17 protein-coding genes are annotated in these 21,341 nt (G+C 46.3%); all 17 read right to left on the bottom strand.

The window, feature by feature from the left end; genetic code table 11:
* Position 1: 1 nt before the first annotated feature.
* Positions 2-1,120 (bottom strand): DNA polymerase III subunit beta, encoded by a 1,119-nt coding sequence (gene dnaN / locus PVA46_RS07675; protein ID WP_167696190.1) that lies wholly within the window; start codon positions 1,118-1,120, stop codon positions 2-4.
* Between the two features lie 263 nt (positions 1,121-1,383).
* On the bottom strand, positions 1,384-2,745 hold the full coding sequence (gene dnaA / locus PVA46_RS07680) for a chromosomal replication initiator protein DnaA (protein WP_167696192.1): 1,362 nt from the start codon (positions 2,743-2,745) through the stop codon (positions 1,384-1,386).
* A gap of 437 nt (positions 2,746-3,182) precedes the next feature.
* Entirely contained in the window at positions 3,183-4,940 is a 1,758-nt protein-coding gene (locus PVA46_RS07685) for a glycoside hydrolase family 13 protein (RefSeq protein WP_167696194.1), read from the bottom strand.
* A gap of 79 nt (positions 4,941-5,019) precedes the next feature.
* The gene (malQ, locus tag PVA46_RS07690; protein ID WP_167696196.1) at positions 5,020-6,492 is read right to left on the bottom strand and encodes a 4-alpha-glucanotransferase; all 1,473 of its coding nucleotides are present in this window, start codon (positions 6,490-6,492) and stop codon (positions 5,020-5,022) included.
* 52 nt (positions 6,493-6,544) lie between these two features.
* A complete protein-coding gene (locus PVA46_RS07695) occupies positions 6,545-7,330 on the bottom strand; it encodes an alpha/beta hydrolase (RefSeq protein ID WP_167696198.1) in 786 nt (261 codons plus the stop codon).
* A gap of 66 nt (positions 7,331-7,396) precedes the next feature.
* Positions 7,397-8,956 carry an alpha-glucosidase gene (locus PVA46_RS07700; protein WP_167701240.1) on the bottom strand — a complete coding sequence of 520 codons (1,560 nt, stop codon included), beginning with the start codon at positions 8,954-8,956 and terminating at the stop codon, positions 7,397-7,399.
* Between the two features lie 18 nt (positions 8,957-8,974).
* Entirely contained in the window at positions 8,975-10,936 is a 1,962-nt protein-coding gene (locus PVA46_RS07705) for an amylo-alpha-1,6-glucosidase (RefSeq protein ID WP_167696202.1), read from the bottom strand.
* Positions 10,937-11,023: 87 nt separating this feature from the next.
* Complete coding sequence (locus tag PVA46_RS07710) at positions 11,024-11,638, bottom strand: hypothetical protein (RefSeq protein WP_167696204.1); 615 nt, start codon at positions 11,636-11,638, stop codon at positions 11,024-11,026.
* A gap of 169 nt (positions 11,639-11,807) precedes the next feature.
* On the bottom strand, positions 11,808-12,935 hold the full coding sequence (locus tag PVA46_RS07715; protein ID WP_167696206.1) for an ABC transporter ATP-binding protein: 1,128 nt from the start codon (positions 12,933-12,935) through the stop codon (positions 11,808-11,810).
* Positions 12,936-12,941: 6 nt separating this feature from the next.
* Positions 12,942-13,814: a sugar ABC transporter permease gene (locus tag PVA46_RS07720; RefSeq protein WP_167696208.1), complete on the bottom strand. Its 873-nt coding sequence runs from the start codon at positions 13,812-13,814 to the stop codon at positions 12,942-12,944.
* Positions 13,815-15,113 carry an ABC transporter permease subunit gene (locus PVA46_RS07725; RefSeq protein ID WP_167696210.1) on the bottom strand — a complete coding sequence of 433 codons (1,299 nt, stop codon included), beginning with the start codon at positions 15,111-15,113 and terminating at the stop codon, positions 13,815-13,817. It lies immediately after the preceding gene.
* 144 nt (positions 15,114-15,257) lie between these two features.
* Positions 15,258-16,418, bottom strand: coding sequence for a sugar ABC transporter substrate-binding protein (locus tag PVA46_RS07730; RefSeq protein WP_167696212.1), 1,161 nt, complete (start codon positions 16,416-16,418; stop codon positions 15,258-15,260).
* A 157-nt stretch (positions 16,419-16,575) separates the two neighbouring features.
* Positions 16,576-16,935, bottom strand: coding sequence for a DUF1622 domain-containing protein (locus PVA46_RS07735; RefSeq protein ID WP_167696214.1), 360 nt, complete (start codon positions 16,933-16,935; stop codon positions 16,576-16,578).
* A 99-nt stretch (positions 16,936-17,034) separates the two neighbouring features.
* Positions 17,035-17,742: a hypothetical protein gene (locus PVA46_RS07740; protein ID WP_167696216.1), complete on the bottom strand. Its 708-nt coding sequence runs from the start codon at positions 17,740-17,742 to the stop codon at positions 17,035-17,037.
* Between the two features lie 142 nt (positions 17,743-17,884).
* A complete protein-coding gene (locus tag PVA46_RS07745; RefSeq protein ID WP_167701241.1) occupies positions 17,885-19,504 on the bottom strand; it encodes a hypothetical protein in 1,620 nt (539 codons plus the stop codon).
* 124 nt (positions 19,505-19,628) lie between these two features.
* Positions 19,629-20,507 carry a hypothetical protein gene (locus PVA46_RS07750; RefSeq protein ID WP_212603827.1) on the bottom strand — a complete coding sequence of 293 codons (879 nt, stop codon included), beginning with the start codon at positions 20,505-20,507 and terminating at the stop codon, positions 19,629-19,631.
* 103 nt (positions 20,508-20,610) lie between these two features.
* Positions 20,611-21,129 carry a hypothetical protein gene (locus tag PVA46_RS07755; protein ID WP_274360288.1) on the bottom strand — a complete coding sequence of 173 codons (519 nt, stop codon included), beginning with the start codon at positions 21,127-21,129 and terminating at the stop codon, positions 20,611-20,613.
* Between the last annotated feature and the right edge of the window lie 212 nt (positions 21,130-21,341).

A 21,341-nucleotide genomic window follows, 5' to 3' on the forward strand; every position in this document is an offset into this window, starting at 1 on the left:
ACTAAGTATTATTATCCAATTGCATCGACATGATAACATGGAAAAAATTCTCCGCAGGCTGGCTAGCAAGCGTAATCGCCTTGTCGGTATGCGTAAAGGCAAAAGAGACTTGTTCACTCTCCATCACGCGTAAAGGCGTCAATAGATGCTCAAAATTGAACGCAAAAGGCATGGTAGGGCCTGTGTACTCACAAGCAATACTATCGCTTGCTTTGCCCATTTTAGACTCTTCTACGTGAAATTTGATCGCACCCTCTTCAATTGTCATGTAAATACGCTTGGCTTTGCTATCTGCCATAATCGTCATACGCTTCACCGCCTCGATAAATTCATGGCGATCGGCAAGCAATTGATACTCTTGTTTCTCCGGAATAGCCCGACGATAGGCAGGAAATTGTCCATCAATCAAACTGGAGGCAATCTTTACACCATCAAAACGGGCATAAATATGTTGATCTTTAATGGCAATGGCAACTTCTCCCTCTACACCATAAGAGAGATCTTTAATAAGCTGTAAGAATTTAGGTGGAATAATAATGCCTTCAAAGGCGTCAATCTCTTCTTCTAATGTTTGGGCAATATAAGAGAGGCGTTTGCCATCAGTAGCAACCATAATTAGCTCATTCTCGACTTTTTCAAAGTAAACTCCATTAAGAAAAAGACGCATTTCGTCATCAGAGACAGCGAAAATGGTGTTATTAATCATTTGAATAAAGCTTTTTTTGGTGAAATGAAAGAATTCATCGCTTTGCGGATCTTCAGACCAAGGAAAATTTTCAGGATTTTGATAACGCAATTCATAGTGAATGGCAGGATATTTGAGAATGGAGATGGAAACTTTCTCTTCTTGCGCATCAATGTTGAGATCACCTGCCGGTAATGCTTTGAGAATTTGGGCAAAACGATCGCAAAAGAGTGCAATTTTTCCAGGTGTATGACAAATGACAGGAATTTCTGTTTCAAAGCGCAGTTTCGCGTCTGTTGCTTTGATAATAAGCTTATCATCATCACATTCTAAGAGGACATTGGAGATGATAGTGATTTGATTTTTTTGGGTGATGATTTTCTGTGCGGCGAGAATCTCTTTGATTAAGGTCTCTTTGTTACAGGTAAATTTCATGATTTTTCCTCAACTTTTGGTTTGCTAATATTAAATTTTCTAAATTTATTGTTGTTTTTATTAGGTAACTAAATTTGTGGAATTCCTTTTTAAAGTATGGTAATTAAAAGAGTTAGCTTGTTGATAAGGTAGCTCTTTTTTGGATCTAGGTTATCCACAAATACACAACCTGCTTTAGTTATACACTATTTATCCCCATGAATTCAACTAAGGAGGGTGAATTTTGTGATGATTTTTTGTGTGGATGGTTAAAGAGGCTGGGATTAGGGTTCGCCATTTTCTTTGACCGAGCGAATGAGGTTGCGGATGGTGGATTCGATGTTGGGGTCGATGATTTTGAGATCTTCGATTTTTTGGCAGGCGTGCATGACGGTGGTGTGATCGCGACCGCCAAATTCGAGGCCGATTTCGGTGGTGGAGAGGTCGGTGATTTGGCGTAAAATGTACATGGCTAGTTGGCGGGGATAGACGATATTTTTGGTTTTACGTTTACTTTTTAGGTCATTGACAGTGATATCGAAGTAGTCGGCGATGATTTTCTGGACTTTAGAGCTGGAGATGGTGCCTTGTGGCGCGAGAGAGCCGGCAAAAGTGGCTTTTAGACGCGCGATAGTCGATTCCAAAGTGATCTTTTCGCCGGTGAGGTCAGCGTAGGCATGGATGTTTGTGATGGCAGCTTCGAGGTCGCGGACGTTGGTTTGGATGGTGTTGGCGATGAGTTCGATCACTTCTGGGGGAAACTCTTTGCCTTCGATTTCGAGCTTCTTTTTGATGATGGCGATCTTTGTCTCGAAGGTAGGGGGTTGGAGATCGACAGTTAGACCGCGCTCAAAGCGACTGGTGAGGCGTGAGGAGAAGTTTTGTAGCTCGCTGATGGGTCGGTCGCAAGTAAAGACAATCTGCTTCTGATGCCCATAGAGCTCGTTAAAAACGTAGAAGAGTTCGTTTTGGGTTTCCACTTTACGTTGTAGGAGGTGGATATCGTCCATGAGAAGCACATCGGCGTTGCGATACTTTTCTCGGAAGGCGTGGGGCGAGTTACCTCGGGTGTGGCTGGCGAGGTCGTGAAACATTTTTTCGGCAGAGATAAAGATGATGTTGGCATGTGGATTGTGATCGTAGATGTAGTTGCCGATCGCTTGCATGAGGTGTGTCTTTCCTAGCCCGACGCCTCCGTAGATGAGACAAGGATTATAAGCGCCACCAGGCTTCTTCGCGATGGCAATGGCAGCATTGTAGGGATAGAGGCTATTCTCTCCTGGCACAAAGGTCTCAAAGGTGTAAAGCAAGGAGAGTCCTGCGGGGCGTTGTTGTTTAGGTTTATTTGTCTCTGGTGGTGGAGTAGGGGAGGGGTTTTGGCTCTCTAGCGAGGAAGGACGCACGCTAAATTCGATGGTGATGGGACGACCTTCCATCTGGGAGAGATGCTCTTCCATCTTCTCTTTGTAGCGCTCTTCATAGCGATCGCGATAATAGCGCGAGGGGGTTGAGATCTCAAGGACGTTGTTTTGGAAGCTAGCTAAGTGCATACGCTCCTCACAGCCTAGACGCTCGGTCTCGGTGATCTCATTTTGATCGACTAGAAATTGCAGGGTTTCGCGGATTTCGGTGTTGTCAGTGAACATAAAGTGCTCTACTCCTTATAGACTATTTGAAAGATAAATAGCTGGTATTCTTGAGGAGATGGCGCTATTTCTTGGATGTAGGTGATCCCTAATTTTGTTGATATTCATTTGATAATGCACTCCTTATTCAGATAATACGCACAAGTTGTCCACATAAGCAATGGGAGTTATCCACATAGAAAAAAATGAAATAATGAGGATAATTCCTTAGATGATAGGATAATAGTTTGATTTAGTCGGGGTAAAAGGGTAAAGGAAGAAAGTAGTAAACAAGTTATCCACAATATGAATTATCGGCATAGAAGATAGAATAATGATATCTGAATAAATTTTCAAGGGGATTTTAGAAAAAAAGTAAAAAAATATTTAAAAAGAAAAAAAGAGAAGAGCGCGTGAGCTTAGCTCTTCTCTATATTGAATGTAATTAGTAAATAATCTTAGAGTACGTTATAGGCTAAAATTCCCCCAGGGGAGAGCTGATGGTTGTAGTACTTGTGGCAGAAGGTGGTTTCGTAGACCTCGATGTAGATCTCGTGCTCGCTGGCGTTGAAGAGGATGCGCAGTTTGTTTCCTTCATCGTCGATTTTAAGTAATTCGATAAGGCGTGGTACTTGGTAGAAGTGGTTCTCAAAGTGAAAGTGTTGGCTCTTCATGCAGGAGTTATGATGGCGGAGTTGGATGATGGCTTGGATGGTTGCCAAGGTGGCTTGATGCTCTTGGTTGTCGATGGCTTGCCAAGGCATACAGCGTCGACAATCGGGGTCGTGTTCGCCCTCTAAGGCGATTTCGGTGCCGTAGTAGATGCAAGGCGATCCGGGCATGGCAAAGAGCAGAAAGATCTGTTGGTAGAAGGCGTCGATATTTTTATGCACGCGGTTGAAGAGGCGCTGGGTATCGTGCGAGTCGAGTAGGTTGAAGAGGGTGTTGTTGGTCTGTTGCATGTACATGGTATAACAGCGATTGATTTGCTGGCTAAGTTGATATTTATTGCGGTGGTGATCGAGCCAGAAGTTGGAGATAGCGCTAGTGAGCGGGTAATTCATCACCGAGTCAAATTCATTGCTTTGCAGCCAATTGATCGAATCGTGCCAAATTTCACCTAGAATGTAAAAATCTGGCTTAATCGCTTTGAGCGTGCGATAAAGTTCCTTGTTGAAGGAGTGCGCCATCTCATTAGCAACATCTAAGCGCAAGGCATCAATATCAAATTCTCTCACCCAATAACTCACCACCTCCATAAAGTACTGCACCACCGCCGGGTGATTGGTGTTGATTTTGGGCATATTGTCGACAAAGGCAAAGGAGTAGTAGTCGCCATGACGCGTGCGGTGTCCTTTCTCAAGGAAGGGGAATTTATTCACCATGTACCAATCAATATAGGGCGAATCAAAGCCATGTTTTAGGATATCCTGCCACGCAAAAAATTCACTTCCGGTGTGGTTAAAGACGCCATCGAGCATCACTTTGAGGCCTTTTTGATGGGCTTTTTGCACCAATTCTTTGAGCTTGGCATTATCACCAAACATCGGGTCTACCGTATAGTAATCGGTGGTGTCGTATTTGTGGGTCGATTGTGCATGAAAGATAGGGTTGAGGTAGAGACCAGTAATGCCTAAATTCACGAGGTAGTCGAGCTTATCGATAATGCCTTGGAGATCGCCGCCGTAAATCTCTTGATTGGTAACCTCACCGCTGTGCCACGGTTTGATGTGGGCTAGATGTTGGTTGGCACCATTGGCAAAGCGATCGGGGAAAATTTGATACCAAACCGTCTCATGCACCCAATCGGGCGTGCGTACAATATCAGAAGCATTGAGCCAAGGAAAGGTAAACATCTGCTTCATGGTGGCTTGGTCATCGATATGCGCTGGCGACAAGAAGCCCTCTTCTAGGTAGCAAATTTCCTGTCCATCATGAAATTTAAGGTGAAAGTAGTACTTGCATCGCTTAAATTCGGGGGTAATGGTGGTTGTCCACCAGATGTGTTGTTCGAGCTCTTTTTTAAAGGGCATGGCTAAACGCTTGCCTTGCCAGCGCCACTTACCGCCAAGAATGCCTCCGTCAAAGGGATCGTTATAGATAAGTTCGACACTCATGACGTCGTAGCCGGTTTTTAGGTTAATAATGAGTTGATTTTCGTCGATGGGATAGCAATAATTATCACTGGTACGGTGATAAATAGCCGGTAAATTCATGCAATACTCCTAAGTCCCTGCCAACCAGAGGCTGACAGGTGGATAAAATTCGTTGAGATAGATCTGTTTTAAAGAGATCTTAGTTGCGTTGATACTCTTTAATCCACGCTCCGTAGTTAGCGAGCGCCTCTTGCCAAGCAGGTGATTCTTGCATCTGCCACTGCCAGTTGGGCGCACCGATGGTACCTGGAACATTCATGCGCGCGCTATCGTCGAGACCTAAAAGATCTTGGGTGGGGGTGATAGTCCACTTGGCGATGCTACTTAGGGCGAATCGCACCCATTTTCGGCTAAAGCTTCCGGTAAATCCGCGCTCTTCTAGGTAGCGATCGGTGGCTTGTTGCACCTCATGAGGTTGTTCTTGATACCAGCCAAGGATAGTTTGGTTGTCGTGCGTGCCAGTGTAGATGATCATGTTTTCGCGATCTTCAAAGTCATTGTTGTTCTCGTGGGGATCGAAGGTAAATTGGATGATCTTCATGCCAGCAAAGTGGTAGTGATCGCGTAAGGTGTAGACTTCGGGGCGCATCTCGCCAAGATCTTCGGCGACGAGGTTAAGGTTGGGGAGCTGACGATAAATTGCATCAAAGAAGTGGTAGGCTGGCCCTTCGATCCACTCACCTTCAATCGCCGTCTCGCAAGAAGCGGGGATCTTCCAGTAGGTATCAAAGGCTCTAAAGTGGTCGATACGCACGATATCGAAGGCTTGCATGTTGGCCCAGAGGCGCTCTACCCAAAAGCGATAGTCATTCTCCTGCATCTTTTGCCAATTGTAGAGCGGATTTCCCCAGCGTTGCCCAGTCGCGGAGAAGTAATCTGGCGGGACACCGGCGATAAAAGTAGGGTAACTTGCCTCATCGAGGAGGAAAAATTCTTGGTTCTCCCACACATCAATAGAGTCGATACCCACGTAAAAGGGAATGTCGCCCATAATTTGGATGCCTTTGGCGTTGGCATAGGCGCGTAGCTGATGCCACTGCTTAAAGAAGATAAATTGGAGGAATTGTTGATAGTCGATCTCGGCTTGGTGGGCGCTTAGATCGAATTGGTGATCGCGGATCCAATTTTTGTGCTCTTGGGGCCACTCCAGCCAGAGGCGCATCTGGTTGAGCTTTTTAAAGGTCATAAAGACAGCATAGTTGTAGAGCCATTTGTTCTCTTTGGCGAAGGTTGCAAACTCTGCCTTAAGGCTTTTCGATTGCTGGAATGCTTCAAAGGCTTTCTGCAAAAATGGCTCTTTAAAGGCGCGCGTGGCGTCGTACTGCACGCCCTCTGGGTGGGGGGATATGGTCGAGAGATCGGCTTGGGTGAGGAGTCCCTCTTTCACCAAGAGATCGGGGCTGATAAAGAGCTCGTCTCCGGCAATGCTTGAGTGAGGTTGGTAGGGGCTGTTGCCGTAGCCTAGACGGTTAAACGGTAAAATTTGCCAAATTTTGAGGTGATGGGTGCTAATCTCATCGACAAATTGATAGGCGCGAGGGCCAAAGTCGCCAATGCCATACGCTGAGGGTAGAGAGGATATGGCCATTAAAATGCCTGCTTTTTTCTCCATTGTTACTTCTCCTTAGATACTATGGTATCACAATTTTAAAAATAATCAAGAGCTAATGCGCAATAAATGGCGCAAAAATCTCAGGAATGAGCTTAGCCCAATCGGTTTCGTGGTGCTTACCTTGAGAAATGATTCTGGCAGTGAGGGAGGTCTGCTTCTCTTGGTGCAAGATGTGGTTGATTTGGGCGAAGGGTTCAAGATACATGGGGGCATCGGCAAGCCCTTGTTCGGCATCGCCTACGCTGGTATAAATGATGTTTTGATGGTTGAGGTGGGAGGATTGAAGATAACGCATCAGTTGAGTGGGCGAAAACCAGTAGGCTGGCGAGAGGAGGGCGCTGTAGGTAAAGAGATGGGGATGAGTGGCTTGGGCGTAGAGCGAAATGAGCGCACCCATGCTCGAGCCAATGATGCCATTACGGGTGGGATCGGTGCGATAGGTGTGGTCGATATAGGGCTTGAGATCGTCTACTAACCACGCGATATAGCGATCGCCTTCGGGATGAAAGGGCGCATGAGGAAAGGGTAGTGAGTCTAATAATGCTTGTGCTTCGGGTTCGGCGGGGAAGGGCGCGTACTCGTTGAGGCGATGCTCTCCAATGCAGTCGATACTGACGAGGATAAAGTGTTGGTTTTGGGCTAAAAATTGCTCCAATTGCCACTTATCGTCCGAACCCATGGTGCGATGTTCGGTGAGATTTTGCCCATCGTGTAGGTAGATAACGGGGAAACGCTCTGTACTATCGGCATAGTTGGTGGGTAGATAGACCCAAATTTCTCGTGAGCGACCCAAAGCTTGCGTCGGTGGTGTGATAGGATGGTAGGTGTAATTTGCCATAAAATTTCTCCTTTTTTATTTTATTGTGTTAAATAGAGAGGCTATCACGGTATGTATACCATAGCCTTATCCATTGGCAATTTGGTAGATAATCGCTTGATAGGGCTGTAGTTGATGAGGGAGGTTCTCTTCGTAGTTAGAGATAAGAATGGGGGCAAGCGGTGGGGTGTAGTCGGTGGCTTTTGCCGAGAAGTTGGCGTAGAGTTTGTGGGTGGGATAGGTGATGGTTAAGATCGAATCATCAACATGAAAGGTTGCCATGGTGTTGATGTGTGGATAGAAATTTTTGCGCAAGGCGAGGATACTCTTGTAATAATAATAGATGGAGTGCTGGGGATTGGCTAAATCGTTGGCAACATTGACCGTGGTGTGATTTTGCGCGAGACCCAGCCACGGTTTGACAGTGGAGAAGCCAGCGTAGGTCGAGGCATTCCAGTGCATGCTTACGCGAGCGTTGTCGCGCGAGACCTTCATGATTTTTTGCATGATTTCCTCTTCGCTTAGCCCTTGCTCTTTCATCTCTTGATAGGCGTTGAGCGTCTCGATGTCGTTATACCAGTTGATATCTTCTTGGTGCGCATTAGTCATCCCAATCTCTTCCCCTTGATAGAGATAGAGGTTTCCCTTGAACATGCTGTAGAGGGTAATCAGCAGCGTGGCGCTCTCATAACGATAGGTTTGATCGTCAAGCCATAGGGAAAGGAGGCGCGGACTATCGTGGTTGTTCATCGCCCAAGCAGGAGCGCCTGCGTATTGATTTTGCCACTTTTCGTATACTTCCACCACGGTTTTTAGGCTAAGGGGATCGAGGTTCCATTTGTTTGGGCGATGGTTATGGGTAATGTCGGCAAAGTGAAAGGCCTGAAAGAGTCCGTGTTCGCCACACATGGCATACATTTGCTCGAGGGGCGGATTCCAGCACTCGCCGACGGTGAGGATTTTGTCTTGAAAGGTTTGGTCGGATAGCTCGCTTAGGTACTCGATAAAGCGTGGCCCGCGCGAGACGATATTATTATTGAGGTCTTTGGAGATGGAGTCGATGACATCGAGACGGAAGCCTTGCACGCCTAAATCGATCCAATAATTGACCATTTTGTAGATCTCTTGGCGTACTTCGGGATTGTCCCAATTGAGATCGGCTTGGGTCTTGTCGAAGAGACAGAAGTAGTATTTATTGAGTTCGGGAACGAAATTCCACGCGCTGCCGCCAAAGACCGAGGTAGCCGTGGTGGGGCGATCGCTAAAGTAGTAGAATTTTTGGTAGTGCGCATCGCCAGCGAGGGCTTTTTGAAACCACGCATGATCGGTGGAGGTGTGGTTGAGGACGAGATCCATCATGATCTTGATATTCCACTTGGCTGCCTCGTGGATGAGCAATTTATAATCCTCTAGCGTACCAAAGCGCGGATCGATGGCGTAATAATCACTGATGTCATAGCCATTGTCGCGTTGGGGCGATTGGTTAATCGGGCTAAGCCAGAGGTAGTCGATACCCAGCCCGGCGAGGTACTCAAGCTTGCTGATAATGCCTTTAAGATCGCCGACACCATCGCCATTACTATCCATAAAGCTCTTGGGGTAGATTTGGTAAATAACTTTATTCTCTAAATGATTCACGTGAAACATCTCCTTTACATTGATATATTACAATAATTTATTCTTCTCTAAGAGGGCGACGATGCGTAATACTTCGCTAACGCTCCAGCCTTGGGCAAAGCACCCGCGCGATTGGGTGGGGTTGGCACCGTCGTAGATTTCGGCAATATGCCCGATACATCCTTCTTGGAGGGCGTGGCGTTGAAGGGAGATCTCTTGAATGAAGTGCTGGAGGATAGGGTCGTCTTTGGGTAGATAGCGTAAGAGCGCATCGCCATAAATACCGGTGAGGAAGGGCCAAATTGTGCCTTGATGGTAGGCCATATCGCGGTCGTGGTGAGAGCCTTGGTGTTGGCTTTTGAATTGTGGATCATCAGGGCTGAGGGTACGTAACCCCAAGAGCGTCCATAGCGATCGATCGATGCGATAGAGCGTGGCGCGCGCGATCTCTTCGTCTACGAGGGGAAAAGGCAACGCGAGGGCAAAGAGCTGGTTGGGGCGTAGTTGCTCATTGACCGTGCCATCTTCGGCGACGTAATCGGCAAGGTAACCGCGTAAAGGCGACCAAAACGTCTTGATAAAGGATTTTTGCACGTGTTGAATAGTAACAGCCAAGAGTGCATCGTAACGATCGAGAAGCTTGTAAAATTCCTGTAAAATCATTAAGGAGTTGTACCACATCGCATTAATCTCCACGGCAAAGCCTTGACGCGCGGTTGGCAAAATGCCTTGATAATTGACATCCATCCACGTCAATTGATCCTCGCCACTGCCCCCAGCAATAAGATGATTGCTACGCATGCCAATCTGATAATCGGTGCCTTTTTGGTAGTGGATAACAATACTTTCGATCACCTCAAGCAATTCATCGCGGATAAAGCGCAAATCCTCGGTGGCTTGATAGTAGTAATATGCGCTGATAATGAAGAGCAACGCCCCATCGATGGTATTATAGCGACTCTCCCCACTTTTGGGATCAAAGAGATTGGGGATAAGCCCGCGCCGTTCATAGCGCGCAAACGATCGCAAGAGGCTCTTCATCTCGATAAAGCGCCCCGTGGTTAGCAACGCACCCCAGCTGGCAATCATGCTGTCGCGTCCCCAATCAGCAAAAAAAGGATAGCCTGCAATGATCGAGGTTTCGTCTTGATCTTTCTTTATAATATAAGCATCGCTGGCGAGGACGAGTTGATGCGCGAGATCGCTCTGTAGGGCGCTTGCTTTGAGTAGATCATTAAGACGCGAAATTTCGTTCTCGATCATCACATCAGGATGAAGCATAGGATCTTCATTCAAGGCAAACACGACAAAAAATTCGGCTTGTGGCGCGCTGGTTTGGTAGCGAATTTCATGAAATACCGCATCAAACGTCGTCGCTGGTCGCCCATCACGCGCATCATAGGCAAAGTAGAGGGGCGAAGCCCATTGGGCAGGTAGGGTAATTTCTTTGCCGTTGTGGTGAAGATTTAGGAGTAAATCATTGTGAACAAGCGATTTGGGCGTATATCGATAGGCTGAAAGATCATTATGGGCAAGCAGTTGGTTCTTATCTCGCATGGTGTAGTGCGGAGTAAGTTCGAGTTGGATAGGCATTTGCATCGGATTTTCCACGCGGTAACGTACCAAGAGTTGATTCTTGCCATGGGGCATACAGAGCTCCTTGGTGATGGTAACGCCATGGCTACGGTAGGTAAAGGTAGGCAGGTGCGTCTGATTAAAGTGATGAAACGAGGCAAAACCATCTTCACTCTCAAAAGGATTGACACAAGATTGGCTTTGTAGCCTGCACTGCTGGCCATCGATGGTGAGTTGCTCTTGGAGTCGACGCACCAAGAGATAGCGTTGAGTTGGATTTTCGATGCTCGCCATAAAGAGCGCATGGTCGCCACGGGTGGCAGAGCCAGCAAGGGTTAGGCTAGAGTATCCACCTAAACCATTGGTAACTAAATAATTAAAACGCTCTAAATCGGGCAGAGATGTCGCGTTAATTTTGGTAAGTGTGATGCTCATGGGAGCCTCCTTGGGGTAATGATTTATGTTATTCTTATATGTTTAAGATAAAGAAAACGATTTTTTCTTCATATGCTCTCATCTCATTTAGCGAATTTGTTGATGATATAGGGCAAAGAGGTTGGCGAGAAAATCAGTTGGCGAAGGTTCATTAGCAGAAAATCGCCCGATCTCGTTTATGTGAAATCCACCGTTGAGATCGGGTTGAATGGAGAGAAAGAGGGTGGTGGGATCTTCGTTTTCTTGGGAGAGGATAAAGAGGTAAGCGAGGGGTTGATTGAGGAGAAGGCTAATCACCGCATCGCGCGCATGGACGCTGTCGAGGAACTTAAAGGTGTGTTCGGGATTTTCTTGCGCGAGGGAGTCAAGAATTTCCTGCGCCATCGCTTTGATTTCGGGGCGCGAGCTATAGAGATAGCGAAGATTGCTTTGGGGGATGCTCTGCTGGAGATGATTGAATTGTTGAATAAATTCGGCATGTGGAAGGCTAAATAACGATGTTTCGAGCGCTTGTGCTTGTTGTTGGAGCGGAGAAAAATCGAGGGTATCGAGCCAAAATTTTTGCTGTTCTTGAAAAAAATCGGCATTAAAGGGGCGATTCCCCACCTTATGCCAGAGGATGAAGGCACCTATCACCAAAAAGAGCGCGGACGTAAATAGCATAATGGCGCTCTCGCGTTTGAAACGATTGATTACGAGCATAAAAACTCCTGCTTTTGGGGACACCTAGGCGCATCGTCGATCTTCATATATAATTATTATATAGCAGGTTTAGCAAAATCGCAAGCAAAAAATGCAAGATAAAACCATCCATCAGCAGGCAAGGAGAGAAATGGCTAATGAGATACGACTGATGGATGGTAGGTGTGATTTAATATCGATAGGTTTCGTGGTTGAATTTAATCGATTCTTGGGTGTTGATGTCGAAGAGGTGAAGGAAGTTGGTGTCGAGAACCAACTGAATTTTTTGGTCAACGGCGATATCCACATTTGGAGCGATGCTCGCAACAAAGACTTTACCGGGTTCAGGTTCAAAGTAGATCATCAAACTATCGCCAAGGTACTCGATATTAACGACTGTAACTGAAATAACTGCTTCGGGGAAGTGATGCTCGTAGGTCGTGCCGTGTTTGATATCACCAGAACGAACGCCTAGTGTGATGCGTTTACCATTGTAGCCCTTCTTTTCGAGGAGTTGGATGTCATGCGGGGAGAGCTTAATGGAAAATCCTTTGCAGGAAAAGATTCCATCTTTGTAGTCGCCCTGTACGGTTGCCATAGGAGGCATGCCCATAAAGGTGGCGACAAAGAGATTGCGCGGAGTTTCATAGAGTTCTCTAGGGCTACCAATCTGCTGGATTTCCCCCATCGACATCAGCACGATACGATCGGCCATGGTCATTGCTTCAACTTGGTCGTGGGTTACGTAGATGGTGATAGCCCCTTTCGCGCGGTGCATACGTGCGATTTCGGTGCGCGTGGTGGTGCGAAGTTTGGCATCGAGGTTACTAAGGGGTTCGTCCATAAGGTAGATTTTAGGGGTACGGATCATGGCACGTCCGAGCGCGACGCGCTGGCGTTGACCACCAGAGAGCGCCTTTGGTTTACGGTCGAGATACTCGGTGATGCCCACCACTTGCGCAATGGCATCGACCCGCTCTTTGATGTCATTCTTTTCAAAACGACGAAGCTTGAGTCCGTAACCGATATTGTCGCGCACGCTCATGTGGGGATAGAGCGCGTAGGATTGGAAGACCATGGCGATGTCGCGATCTTTGGAGGACATCTCATTAACGCGTACGCCATCAATGAGGAAGTCGCCTTCTGAGATATCTTCAAGCCCGGCGATCATACGCAAGGTGGTCGATTTTCCACAGCCCGATGGTCCGACAAACACGATAAATTCGCCGTCATTAATGGTAAGATTAAAATCCTTAACGGCATAAGCATCCGAGTGGGGGTACTTCTTTTTGACATGGCGTAATTCAATTTTACTCATATGAAATTATCCTTTTACTCCGCCGGCGGTGAGACCACCAACGATATATTTTTGGAATACAAAGAAGAGCACTACCGGCGGTAATGCGGCTAAAATTGCTCCTGCGGCAAAGACATTGGGCGTGGAATTTTTAAAGTCAGTCACCAAGCTCTTGAGACCAAGCGCCAAGGTGGTGTCTTTACTATGCAAGGAGGCGAGCAAGAAGTTGGGCATAATAACATCACCCACGGGGGCTAAGAAGCTAAAGATACCCAATACGATGATCATCGGGACAACCAAAGGCAGGAGAATATCTTTAAAAATTTGAATGTGTGATGCGCCGTCGATCTTGGCAGATTCATCCAAATCGCGCGGAATGGAGTCGTAATATCCCTTCATAATGATAGAATTCATCGTGGTGCCACCGGTGATATAGACGAAACTCATAAAAATATAGGTCGCCAAGACGGGGTTAGCTGATTGATAGATACCAATAGAGCTAGCAATCGCATATAGGGCAATGAGCGCGCTTCCCGAGGGGATAATCTGAATGATCAAGAGCGAAATGAGTGCGGGTTTACGGGTTCGATAGCGATAGCGAGAGTAGATAAATCCAGAGATAGTAACGATAATCAGCGAGCCAAACATTGAGGCGAGGGAGGTAAAGAAGGTGTTTCGATACCAAGACCAATAGGCCGTCTGCTCGTTGAGGTGTTTAAAGTTACCCGTCCAGGTGAAATTCTCGGGGATAATCTTGGTAGAGAAGAGCGTATTTTGCGCATTAAAGGCGCTCATCACCGTAATAAAGAGCGGAAAGAGAATTAAAATCGTCATGAACAGAAGGATGGCATAACTCACGATAATGCCGCCCCACTTCATCAGTTTAAATTTATTGATCATTTACATAACCTCCTCATTTTTGAATGCGCCAGTCTTGAGCCAAGAGAATAGCACGATGACACCGACGATGGTACTGACAATCAAGGTAAAGACGGCAGCCTCATTAAAGCGGGATTTCATCATCAATTGGAAGCCCAAAGAGGCGATGGTCTCTAGCGGCCCGTACTCTGCACCAATCGGCTTAACCACAGACTCTGTAAGCATATAGATAATGACGACGTTGTTAAAGTTAAAGGTAAATTGGGTAATAAAGACCGGTGCGACACTAATCAAAATTAACGGTAAGGTAATTTGAAAGAAGTTGGTAAAGGCATTACCGCCATCGATGCTACTGGCCTCATAGAGGTCGGCAGGAATGGTTTGAAGCACGCCCGTAACCAGAATAAAGACGTAGGGAAAGCCCAGCCAACCTTGAATCAAAATAATGGTGATCTTGGCAAGCTCTGGCACAATCAAAAAGCCAATGGCTCTATCCATGTCGTAGGCTTGTCCGGTGAGAAAGGGCAAAACGATGCTATTCATGCCACCAAGTTTGGAGAAGAAGTATTGGAAGATCAGGATGGTTAAGAAGGCAGGCACCGCCCATGGCAGGATAAAGACAGTACGAAAGAAGGTCTTGCCTTTGATATACTTGTTGTTGGCGATAACGGCGAGAATGGTGCCTAGCGCGATAACGAGGATGGAAGAGGAGAAGGTCCAGACCACTGTCCAACTCAAGGTGTCACGAAAGAGCGCACTCATACGGTCGTCGGTAAAGAGCCTCGCGAAATTCTCCAAACCTCGCCACTCAATAAGGAAGGCAGGCGGAAGAATCGGCATGCGGTAGTTGGTGAAGGCCACGATAATCGAGAGGATAGAGGGGATAATAATGAAGGTGATGATCAAGAGGAATTTAGGTAGGGTTACCAGATTGGGCATTAGCTCGCCAGAGACGGCTTTGAAACTCTCTTTAATGGAGACGGCTTTACCAAATTCAGCGATTTCTCGCGCCATTTTGCGCGCATTGAGTGCGAAGGTATAGTGAATGAGAGCAAAAACCACCAAGAGTATCGTGCCGACCACCGCTCCCAGCAGGATGATGAAGGAGTCGTTGACATAAGGCTCGGCACCGATGGTGATAGATCCATTGGGTTGCTTTACCGCCAGCAACGAGAAGGTGGGGATAATAAATTGCACGATGGTAAGGATTTCCATTAGGAATAAGAGGATACCACCAATCCCTATACCCCAACGCTTAAGGAGTATGTGTCCACTACCGGGCAAAATTAATGAACTCAAAAAAACACTCTTATGTTTCATGTGAAACATCCTTTTTATCCATACAACATAGGTTGCGTAGGAATTGATTTTTTTTGTAAGATAGATGGCTATTATCTCTTTGTGAGATAAAGAATAAGATGCTTATGCGTCTATCTTTTGTATAGACGCATAAGGGGTAAAATCTTAACGACGATTTACATCTTCAATGTCGCGTGCAATACGATTTTGTGCTGCTTCGAGAGCGGCTTGTGGGTTTTCGCCGTTGGCAATTTGCTTAAGGGCATCAGCCATGGGTTCCCAAATTGTTTTAAATGCAGGAAGGTTGGGCATAGATTGTCCAGTAGAGGTCGCAATAAAGGCAATCTCTTGGAGAGATCCTTCGGGATATACTACGCCAGTATGAGGTGCAACTTCGTCGGTCATTTCGTACCAAACTTGTGCATGTTCTTTTGTTGCCAAGAATTGAAGGAACTTTTGTGCCATCTCTTTGTTACGGCTAAAGGCATTTAGACCCATACCTTTGGTGCCAACAAGCGCTTGGTAGGGGTGAGATCCATCCCAGCTAGGAATAGGAGCTACACCTGCATTTACACCGGCAGCAGCAATGTCGGCAAGTGCCCAAGGTCCATTGATGATGTAATTTACGTCGCCGTCGGCGAGGGCTTTCATCATTACGTCGTAGGAGATGGTATCATCACGCATGAGCGTCCAGTGAGAAACACCACTACCGTAGAGAGATTGAATGGCACGTCCGGCTTCGATAGCACCACTATTGGCAAGTCCTAAGTCATTCTCGTCGTTGCCAAAGATGTATCCGCCTTTGGTGGAGAGCATACCGGCTGCGTGGTAGAAGTCGGTAAATTTAGCTGCCCAGTCGCTGGGGTTGAGCTGAGAGAGATAGGTGGGTGCACCAGCAACCTTATCTTTGTTGTAGATAAGCAGGGTGGTGTCGGTAGACATAGGCACAAAGTAGAGTTGATTCTGATAGGTTCCCGCCATGCGAGCGTTATCGGTGTAGCCACTGATATTAAAACTCATCGCTTCGATGAGGCGTTGCTCGGAGAGATCGCCTACGCGGTCGTTGACGATCATAAAGATATCAGCGGAGTTACCACGCTGTATGGCGAGGTTGTCTAATACGTCGAACATTTTTACGCCAACGATCTCAAAATCTACTTCATGGTTACGTTGAAAATCTTGCGTGATGCGCTCAAAGTAAGGCACGTAACTCTCTTCTACGGCGATTTGTAATTTGGCGCGCCCACCGCCTGTTGCATTATTATTGGCTTTCGGACATGAGACCAACAATAGAGCTAGCGCGAGTAAAAATAGAACTTTTTTCATTTTAAACAACTCCTTTCCTCTTCTTCATCAAGAAAATGTTGATGAAGATACTGCAATAAAATAATATGAAAATAATTATGATACTTTCATCTAATTAATTATAGCACGACTATAGAAGGATTTGTCAACAAAAAAAGATAAAAAAGCGTATAAAAGGTTACTCGATCTCCTCTTTTTGTTCAAAGTGCATGGCTTGTTCGATCTCTTTGCCTAGGAAGTAGGAGATAAAGGTGCGCATGAGGATGACGGCAGCGAGGATGATGATCTCTTGACTGGAGGGGTGGGCGATGGTGGCGATGATGTCGGCGGCGATGAGGAATTCAAGGCTCAAGAGGATATAGGAGCCTAGATAGGCGCGCACTTTTTGACGTTCGGCCATTTTATGCGAGAGCTTAAGCTTCTTAAATTCGATGTGGATAAGGCGTAATCCACTACGAAAGACGCCGTAAATAAGAATAATTACGGATACGGCATTCATGGCGTAGGTGGAAATGTCTAAAATATGTTCGTAAATCATAAAAAAAATCTCCTTAATATCATATTCCTTAGTCATAGAATACATATATTAAGAAGAAAAGACAAGCACGATACACCTTATTGCAAAGAGAACATAGCATTATTCTCCCATCACAAAGGTTATATTTTCGAATGTATCCCAGTTGATTTGGCGAACAAAGTAGATGTATCGGCTGGGATAGACGCTTGTACGCACGGCAAAGAGCAGATGAAATTCCTCTTGGGCATCAATGTTTAGTTTAGGGAAGAGTCTATTGAGATCGGCGACATCCTTATTTTGCACCGACCACGCGGTAAAGTCGTATAATACTTCATCCCCTCTTAACAATGGGGTACGATCGAGACGTAACGTTCCATCTTGTTGGGCTACACTCACCGTCGGATGGGTAACATCGGTAAAGTCTAGGTGTATTAGCGCATCATCTAAAAAGATAAAGTGCCCTGGAGAATTGGGGATGTCTAAATAGTTAAAGCTTCCATAGGCGTTGGTGTCGCTCCAGCCCTCGATGGTGGGGATGTACTGCTGGGGATTCTCTTTAAAGTCTTGTGCCACTCTTTTGGGAATAATGAGGTAGCGAAGATAAAATTTCGTGTTTGGTTTAAAGATGAGCAAGACATCTTCTGGAAAGAAAGGTCTCTGGATGGTGAGAGTGAAATCACTTGGCGTAGGATTTCCTGGTGAGCCTTCTGGATTTGGTGTGGGTACGGGTAATAATGGGTTCTCCGGTGTGGGAGGATTGATGGCGGGTTTACAGCTGATGCATAGGGCGGTTAGCATTAAGAGCAACCAGCATTGCTTATTGTTCATAAAAGATCTCCTTTTTATTTTTTCATTTTTTTAATAGTAAGAGGAGAGTAAGAAGAAAAATAAGTCAACCTAAGGGTGCGAGTTATAACCGTGTTAGGTTGACAAAAATGAGCATGCAATACAATGATATAGAGCCTGATGGTTAATCTTGCATGGTGTATACGAACTGATCCAAATTGTCGAGGTTGACGGGATGGTCATAGAAGTAGTAGGGCGCAAGCTTGGTTGAGGGCTCATGAAAGCTTAGGAGCAGCAGCAGATGGAATGTCTCTCCAGCGTGAACCGCTAAATGGGGAAAGGCTTCGTTTAAATACCTTACATCGCTATCTTGAAGCGACCAAGGTTCCTCGAACGATTTTTCAAAACTTGCTCTGCGTAGGGGTGCATCGGTAACGTTATTGATATCGTTGGCAGAATAGAAGTGTTTGTAGGAGAGCGTTGGCGCATTACGGTTGGTGAAATCGAAGCGAATGAGGCGTAAGTGGGAGCGGTAAAAGTAGTCTGAAGGGACTTTGCTGTTTTGCAAGAAGTAATTAGCATTCGACCTACTGATGTTAGAATGAGACCTACTGATGTTGAGGAAATTTGTCGCGCCAAAGATACCTCCTCGTCTCCACGTGCTTAATGTAGGGGCGAATCTTTGTGGATTAGCACGAAATGATGCTAGTTTAGATGTTGGGATCAACATGTAGCTTAGTGCAATAGAGGTTTTCGGTCTCTCTAATCTTCTAATCTTGTCGTAAACAGCTGGCAATAAAAAGGGATCTTTGATGCTTACTGCGATGGGAATGATTGGTGTGGGCCTTGGTTGAGGTGCAGGTGCTGTAGGTGGCGCAACGACTTGTGGGGCGTTCTCCGATGCTGGTGGATTCGTCTCGGGCGTTATGGGGGCAGGTTGAGGTGCAGGTGCTGTAGGTGGCGCAACGACTTGTGGGGCGCTCTCCGATGCTGGTGGATTCGTCTCGGGCGTTATGGGGGCAGGTTGAGGTGCAGGTGCTGTAGGTGGCGCAACGACTTGTGGGGCGCTCTCCGATGCTGGTGGATTCGTCTCGGGCGTTATGGGGGCAGGTTGAGGTGCAGGTGCTGTAGGTGGCGCAACGACTTGTGGGGCGCTCTCCGATGCTGGTGGATTCGTCTCGGGCGTTATGGGGGCAGGTTGAGGTGCAGGCGCTGTAGGTGGCGCAACGACTTGTGGGGCGCTCTCCGATGCTGGTGAATTCGTCTCGGGAGTTCTGGGGATAGGTTGTGGTTCTGGGGTCTGCAGTGGATTTGTTGTTTGCGCTGGCGAGGTAGACTCTGGGATAATTTCGGGTTCTTGGCTTGAAGGTGAAACGCTTTCTTGATTAAGAAGAGCTTCTTCTTGGTTGGCTGAGTCAGAAGGAGCACTATGCGCTGGCGGGATAATTTCGGGTTCTTGGCTTGAAGGTAGAACGCTTTCCTGATTAAGAAGAGTTTCTTCTTGGTTGGCTGAGTCAGAAGGAGCACTATGCGCTGGCGGGATAATTTCGGGTTCTTGGCTTGAAGGTAGAACGCTTTCTTGATTAAGAAGGGTTTCCTCTTGGTTGGCTGAGTCAGAAGGAGCACTACGCGTTGGCGGATTGGTTTCTGCTGATGGGGGAGAAATGCTCTCTTGCGTAGGTGGATCGGTGGGGGCGGGAATGGCTTGGCTTGGTGGATCCTCTGGCGCTGGAGGAGGAGTATGTGGTTTACAGGCGATAGCTAGCCACATTGCGCAGATAAATAATAATGTTTTGTTTTTCATAAAAAACCTCCTGTTTATTCCTTATAACACAAAGAATAAGCTTTTTGAAAGATAAAGTCAACCCAATAGTTGCAAAAAGAGCAACTATTAGGTTGAGAAAAAGTAACGAGATAAAACGAGGAGGTTATTCGCTCATGGTGTATTGGAATTTTTCTAGATTATGCATGTTAATGGTGTAGGTATAGTAAGATCCTCCATCTACCACACGCAGAAGAACCAACAGGCAGAATTTTTCTTCGGGTTGTGGGGCTAAATCTGGAAAGGTTGTGTTAAGGGAGTCAATATCCCCATTTGATGGCGACCATGGATCGGATAAAGGTATCTCGAAATCTGCTCTTTTTAGCAGTTCATTGGTAACAGTGGGAATGCCTATCCCATTATAGGAAATCGTGGGGGCATTAAGATTGGTAAAATTGAGGCGTAGCCAGCGTAGGTTTGGTGTGAGGAATTCATCGGGTTGATTTGGTGCGTGTTTAAAGTAGTTCCAGCCACTTAGGCTTCCACCAAAACTCCATTTATTAAGAATAGGGATAAATTTGTCTGGGTCGGCACGGAATTCGTCTAATTTTACTTCGGGAATTAAAACATAGCGTAGGGAGATTTTCGTATTATCTCTAATAGAATCCATGACCTCGTCAGGGAGAAAGGGGTAGGTAACGATAATATCAAGTTCGGATTCTGGGTCTGGAGTAGGTTCAGGCTCTGGGGTAGGATCTGGGTCTGGGGTAGGATCTGGATCTGGGGTAGGATCTGGATCTGGGGTAGGATCTGGATCTGGGGTAGGATCTGGATCTGGGGTAGGATCTGGATCTGGGGTAGGATCTGGATCTGGGGTAGGATCTGGATTTGGATTTGGATCTGGATCTGGATTTGGATCTGGTGCGGGTTTGTCTATGGTTTGATTGTTCCCACTTGGGTTAGACTTAGATGCTGATGGCTTACAGCTTACTATGGTAGCCACACATAAAAGCAACAGCAAGGTTACTCTCTTTTTGCTAAACATACATTTACGCTCCTTTATCTGTAAAAAAAGATCATGTAAACCTAATAGCTACAAGAAGTGCAACTATTAGGTTGAGAAAAAGTAACGAGATAAAACGAGGAAGTTATTCGTTCATGGTGTAGTAGAATTTCTCTAGGTTATCAAGGTTAAGGGTGTAGGTGTAGAAGTATTCTCCGTTTCGTCGACTCATCTCTTTTACGCGAAAGAGAATGAGTAAGTAGAATTTTTCTCCAGCTTTTACGGCTAACTCGGGGAAGGTTTTGTTTACGGAGATAACATCAGCGTCTTGCAAAGACCAAGTTTCAGAGAATGGCTTTTCGTATTTGATTCTCTTTACTAGCTCATTGGTAACGGCAGGGATGCCCTCTCCACTATAAGACATGGTGGGTGCATTACGGTCGGTAAAGTTGAGGCGTAACCAGCGCAAGTGAGGAGTAAAAAAGAAGGTCGATTGTTCTAGATCGTGTTGTAGATAATTATACTTGCCTAAGGCTCCGCTAAGACTCCATTTGTTGAGAATAGGGACGAATTGGTTTGGGTTGGCACGGAAGGCGTCTAACTTTGCTTCAGGAACTAAAACGTAGCGCAGGGAGATGGTTGTATTCTCTGTAACAGAATCCATTGCATCTTTAGGGAGAAATGGGTAGGTAACAATAACATCAATATCTGAGACTGGCGGTGGAGGTGGTGGTAAAGGCTCTGGTTCTGGATCTGGGTCTGGGGTAGGATCTGGGTCTGGGGTAGGATCTGGGTCTGGGGTAGGATCTGGGTCTGGGGTAGGATCTGGGTCTGGGGTAGGATCTGGGTCTGGGGTAGGATCTGGGTCTGGGGTAG

Source organism: Entomospira culicis (assembly GCF_028748145.1).
GTDB lineage: Bacteria > Spirochaetota > Spirochaetia > WRBN01 > WRBN01 > Entomospira > Entomospira culicis.

Excerpts from the sequence above, each read along its gene's own strand:
- dnaN (WP_167696190.1), bottom strand. The coding sequence starts at position 1,120 with ATGAAATTTACCTGTAACAAAGAGACCTTAATCAAAGAGATTCTCGCC.
- PVA46_RS07730 (WP_167696212.1), bottom strand. The coding sequence starts at position 16,418 with ATGAAAAAAGTTCTATTTTTACTCGCGCTAGCTCTATTGTTGGTCTCA.
- PVA46_RS07755 (WP_274360288.1), bottom strand. The coding sequence starts at position 21,129 with ATGGATTCTGTTACAGAGAATACAACCATCTCCCTGCGCTACGTTTTA.
- PVA46_RS07740 (WP_167696216.1), bottom strand. The coding sequence starts at position 17,742 with ATGAACAATAAGCAATGCTGGTTGCTCTTAATGCTAACCGCCCTATGC.
- PVA46_RS07745 (WP_167701241.1), bottom strand. The coding sequence starts at position 19,504 with ATGAAAAACAAAACATTATTATTTATCTGCGCAATGTGGCTAGCTATC.
- PVA46_RS07725 (WP_167696210.1), bottom strand. The coding sequence starts at position 15,113 with ATGAAACATAAGAGTGTTTTTTTGAGTTCATTAATTTTGCCCGGTAGT.
- PVA46_RS07750 (WP_212603827.1), bottom strand. The coding sequence starts at position 20,507 with ATGTTTAGCAAAAAGAGAGTAACCTTGCTGTTGCTTTTATGTGTGGCT.
- PVA46_RS07715 (WP_167696206.1), bottom strand. The coding sequence starts at position 12,935 with ATGAGTAAAATTGAATTACGCCATGTCAAAAAGAAGTACCCCCACTCG.
- PVA46_RS07700 (WP_167701240.1), bottom strand. The coding sequence starts at position 8,956 with ATGTTTCACGTGAATCATTTAGAGAATAAAGTTATTTACCAAATCTAC.
- PVA46_RS07710 (WP_167696204.1), bottom strand. The coding sequence starts at position 11,638 with ATGCTCGTAATCAATCGTTTCAAACGCGAGAGCGCCATTATGCTATTT.
- PVA46_RS07720 (WP_167696208.1), bottom strand. The coding sequence starts at position 13,814 with ATGATCAATAAATTTAAACTGATGAAGTGGGGCGGCATTATCGTGAGT.
- PVA46_RS07705 (WP_167696202.1), bottom strand. The coding sequence starts at position 10,936 with ATGAGCATCACACTTACCAAAATTAACGCGACATCTCTGCCCGATTTA.
- PVA46_RS07735 (WP_167696214.1), bottom strand. The coding sequence starts at position 16,935 with ATGATTTACGAACATATTTTAGACATTTCCACCTACGCCATGAATGCC.
- malQ (WP_167696196.1), bottom strand. The coding sequence starts at position 6,492 with ATGGAGAAAAAAGCAGGCATTTTAATGGCCATATCCTCTCTACCCTCA.
- PVA46_RS07685 (WP_167696194.1), bottom strand. The coding sequence starts at position 4,940 with ATGAATTTACCGGCTATTTATCACCGTACCAGTGATAATTATTGCTAT.
- dnaA (WP_167696192.1), bottom strand. The coding sequence starts at position 2,745 with ATGTTCACTGACAACACCGAAATCCGCGAAACCCTGCAATTTCTAGTC.
- PVA46_RS07695 (WP_167696198.1), bottom strand. The coding sequence starts at position 7,330 with ATGGCAAATTACACCTACCATCCTATCACACCACCGACGCAAGCTTTG.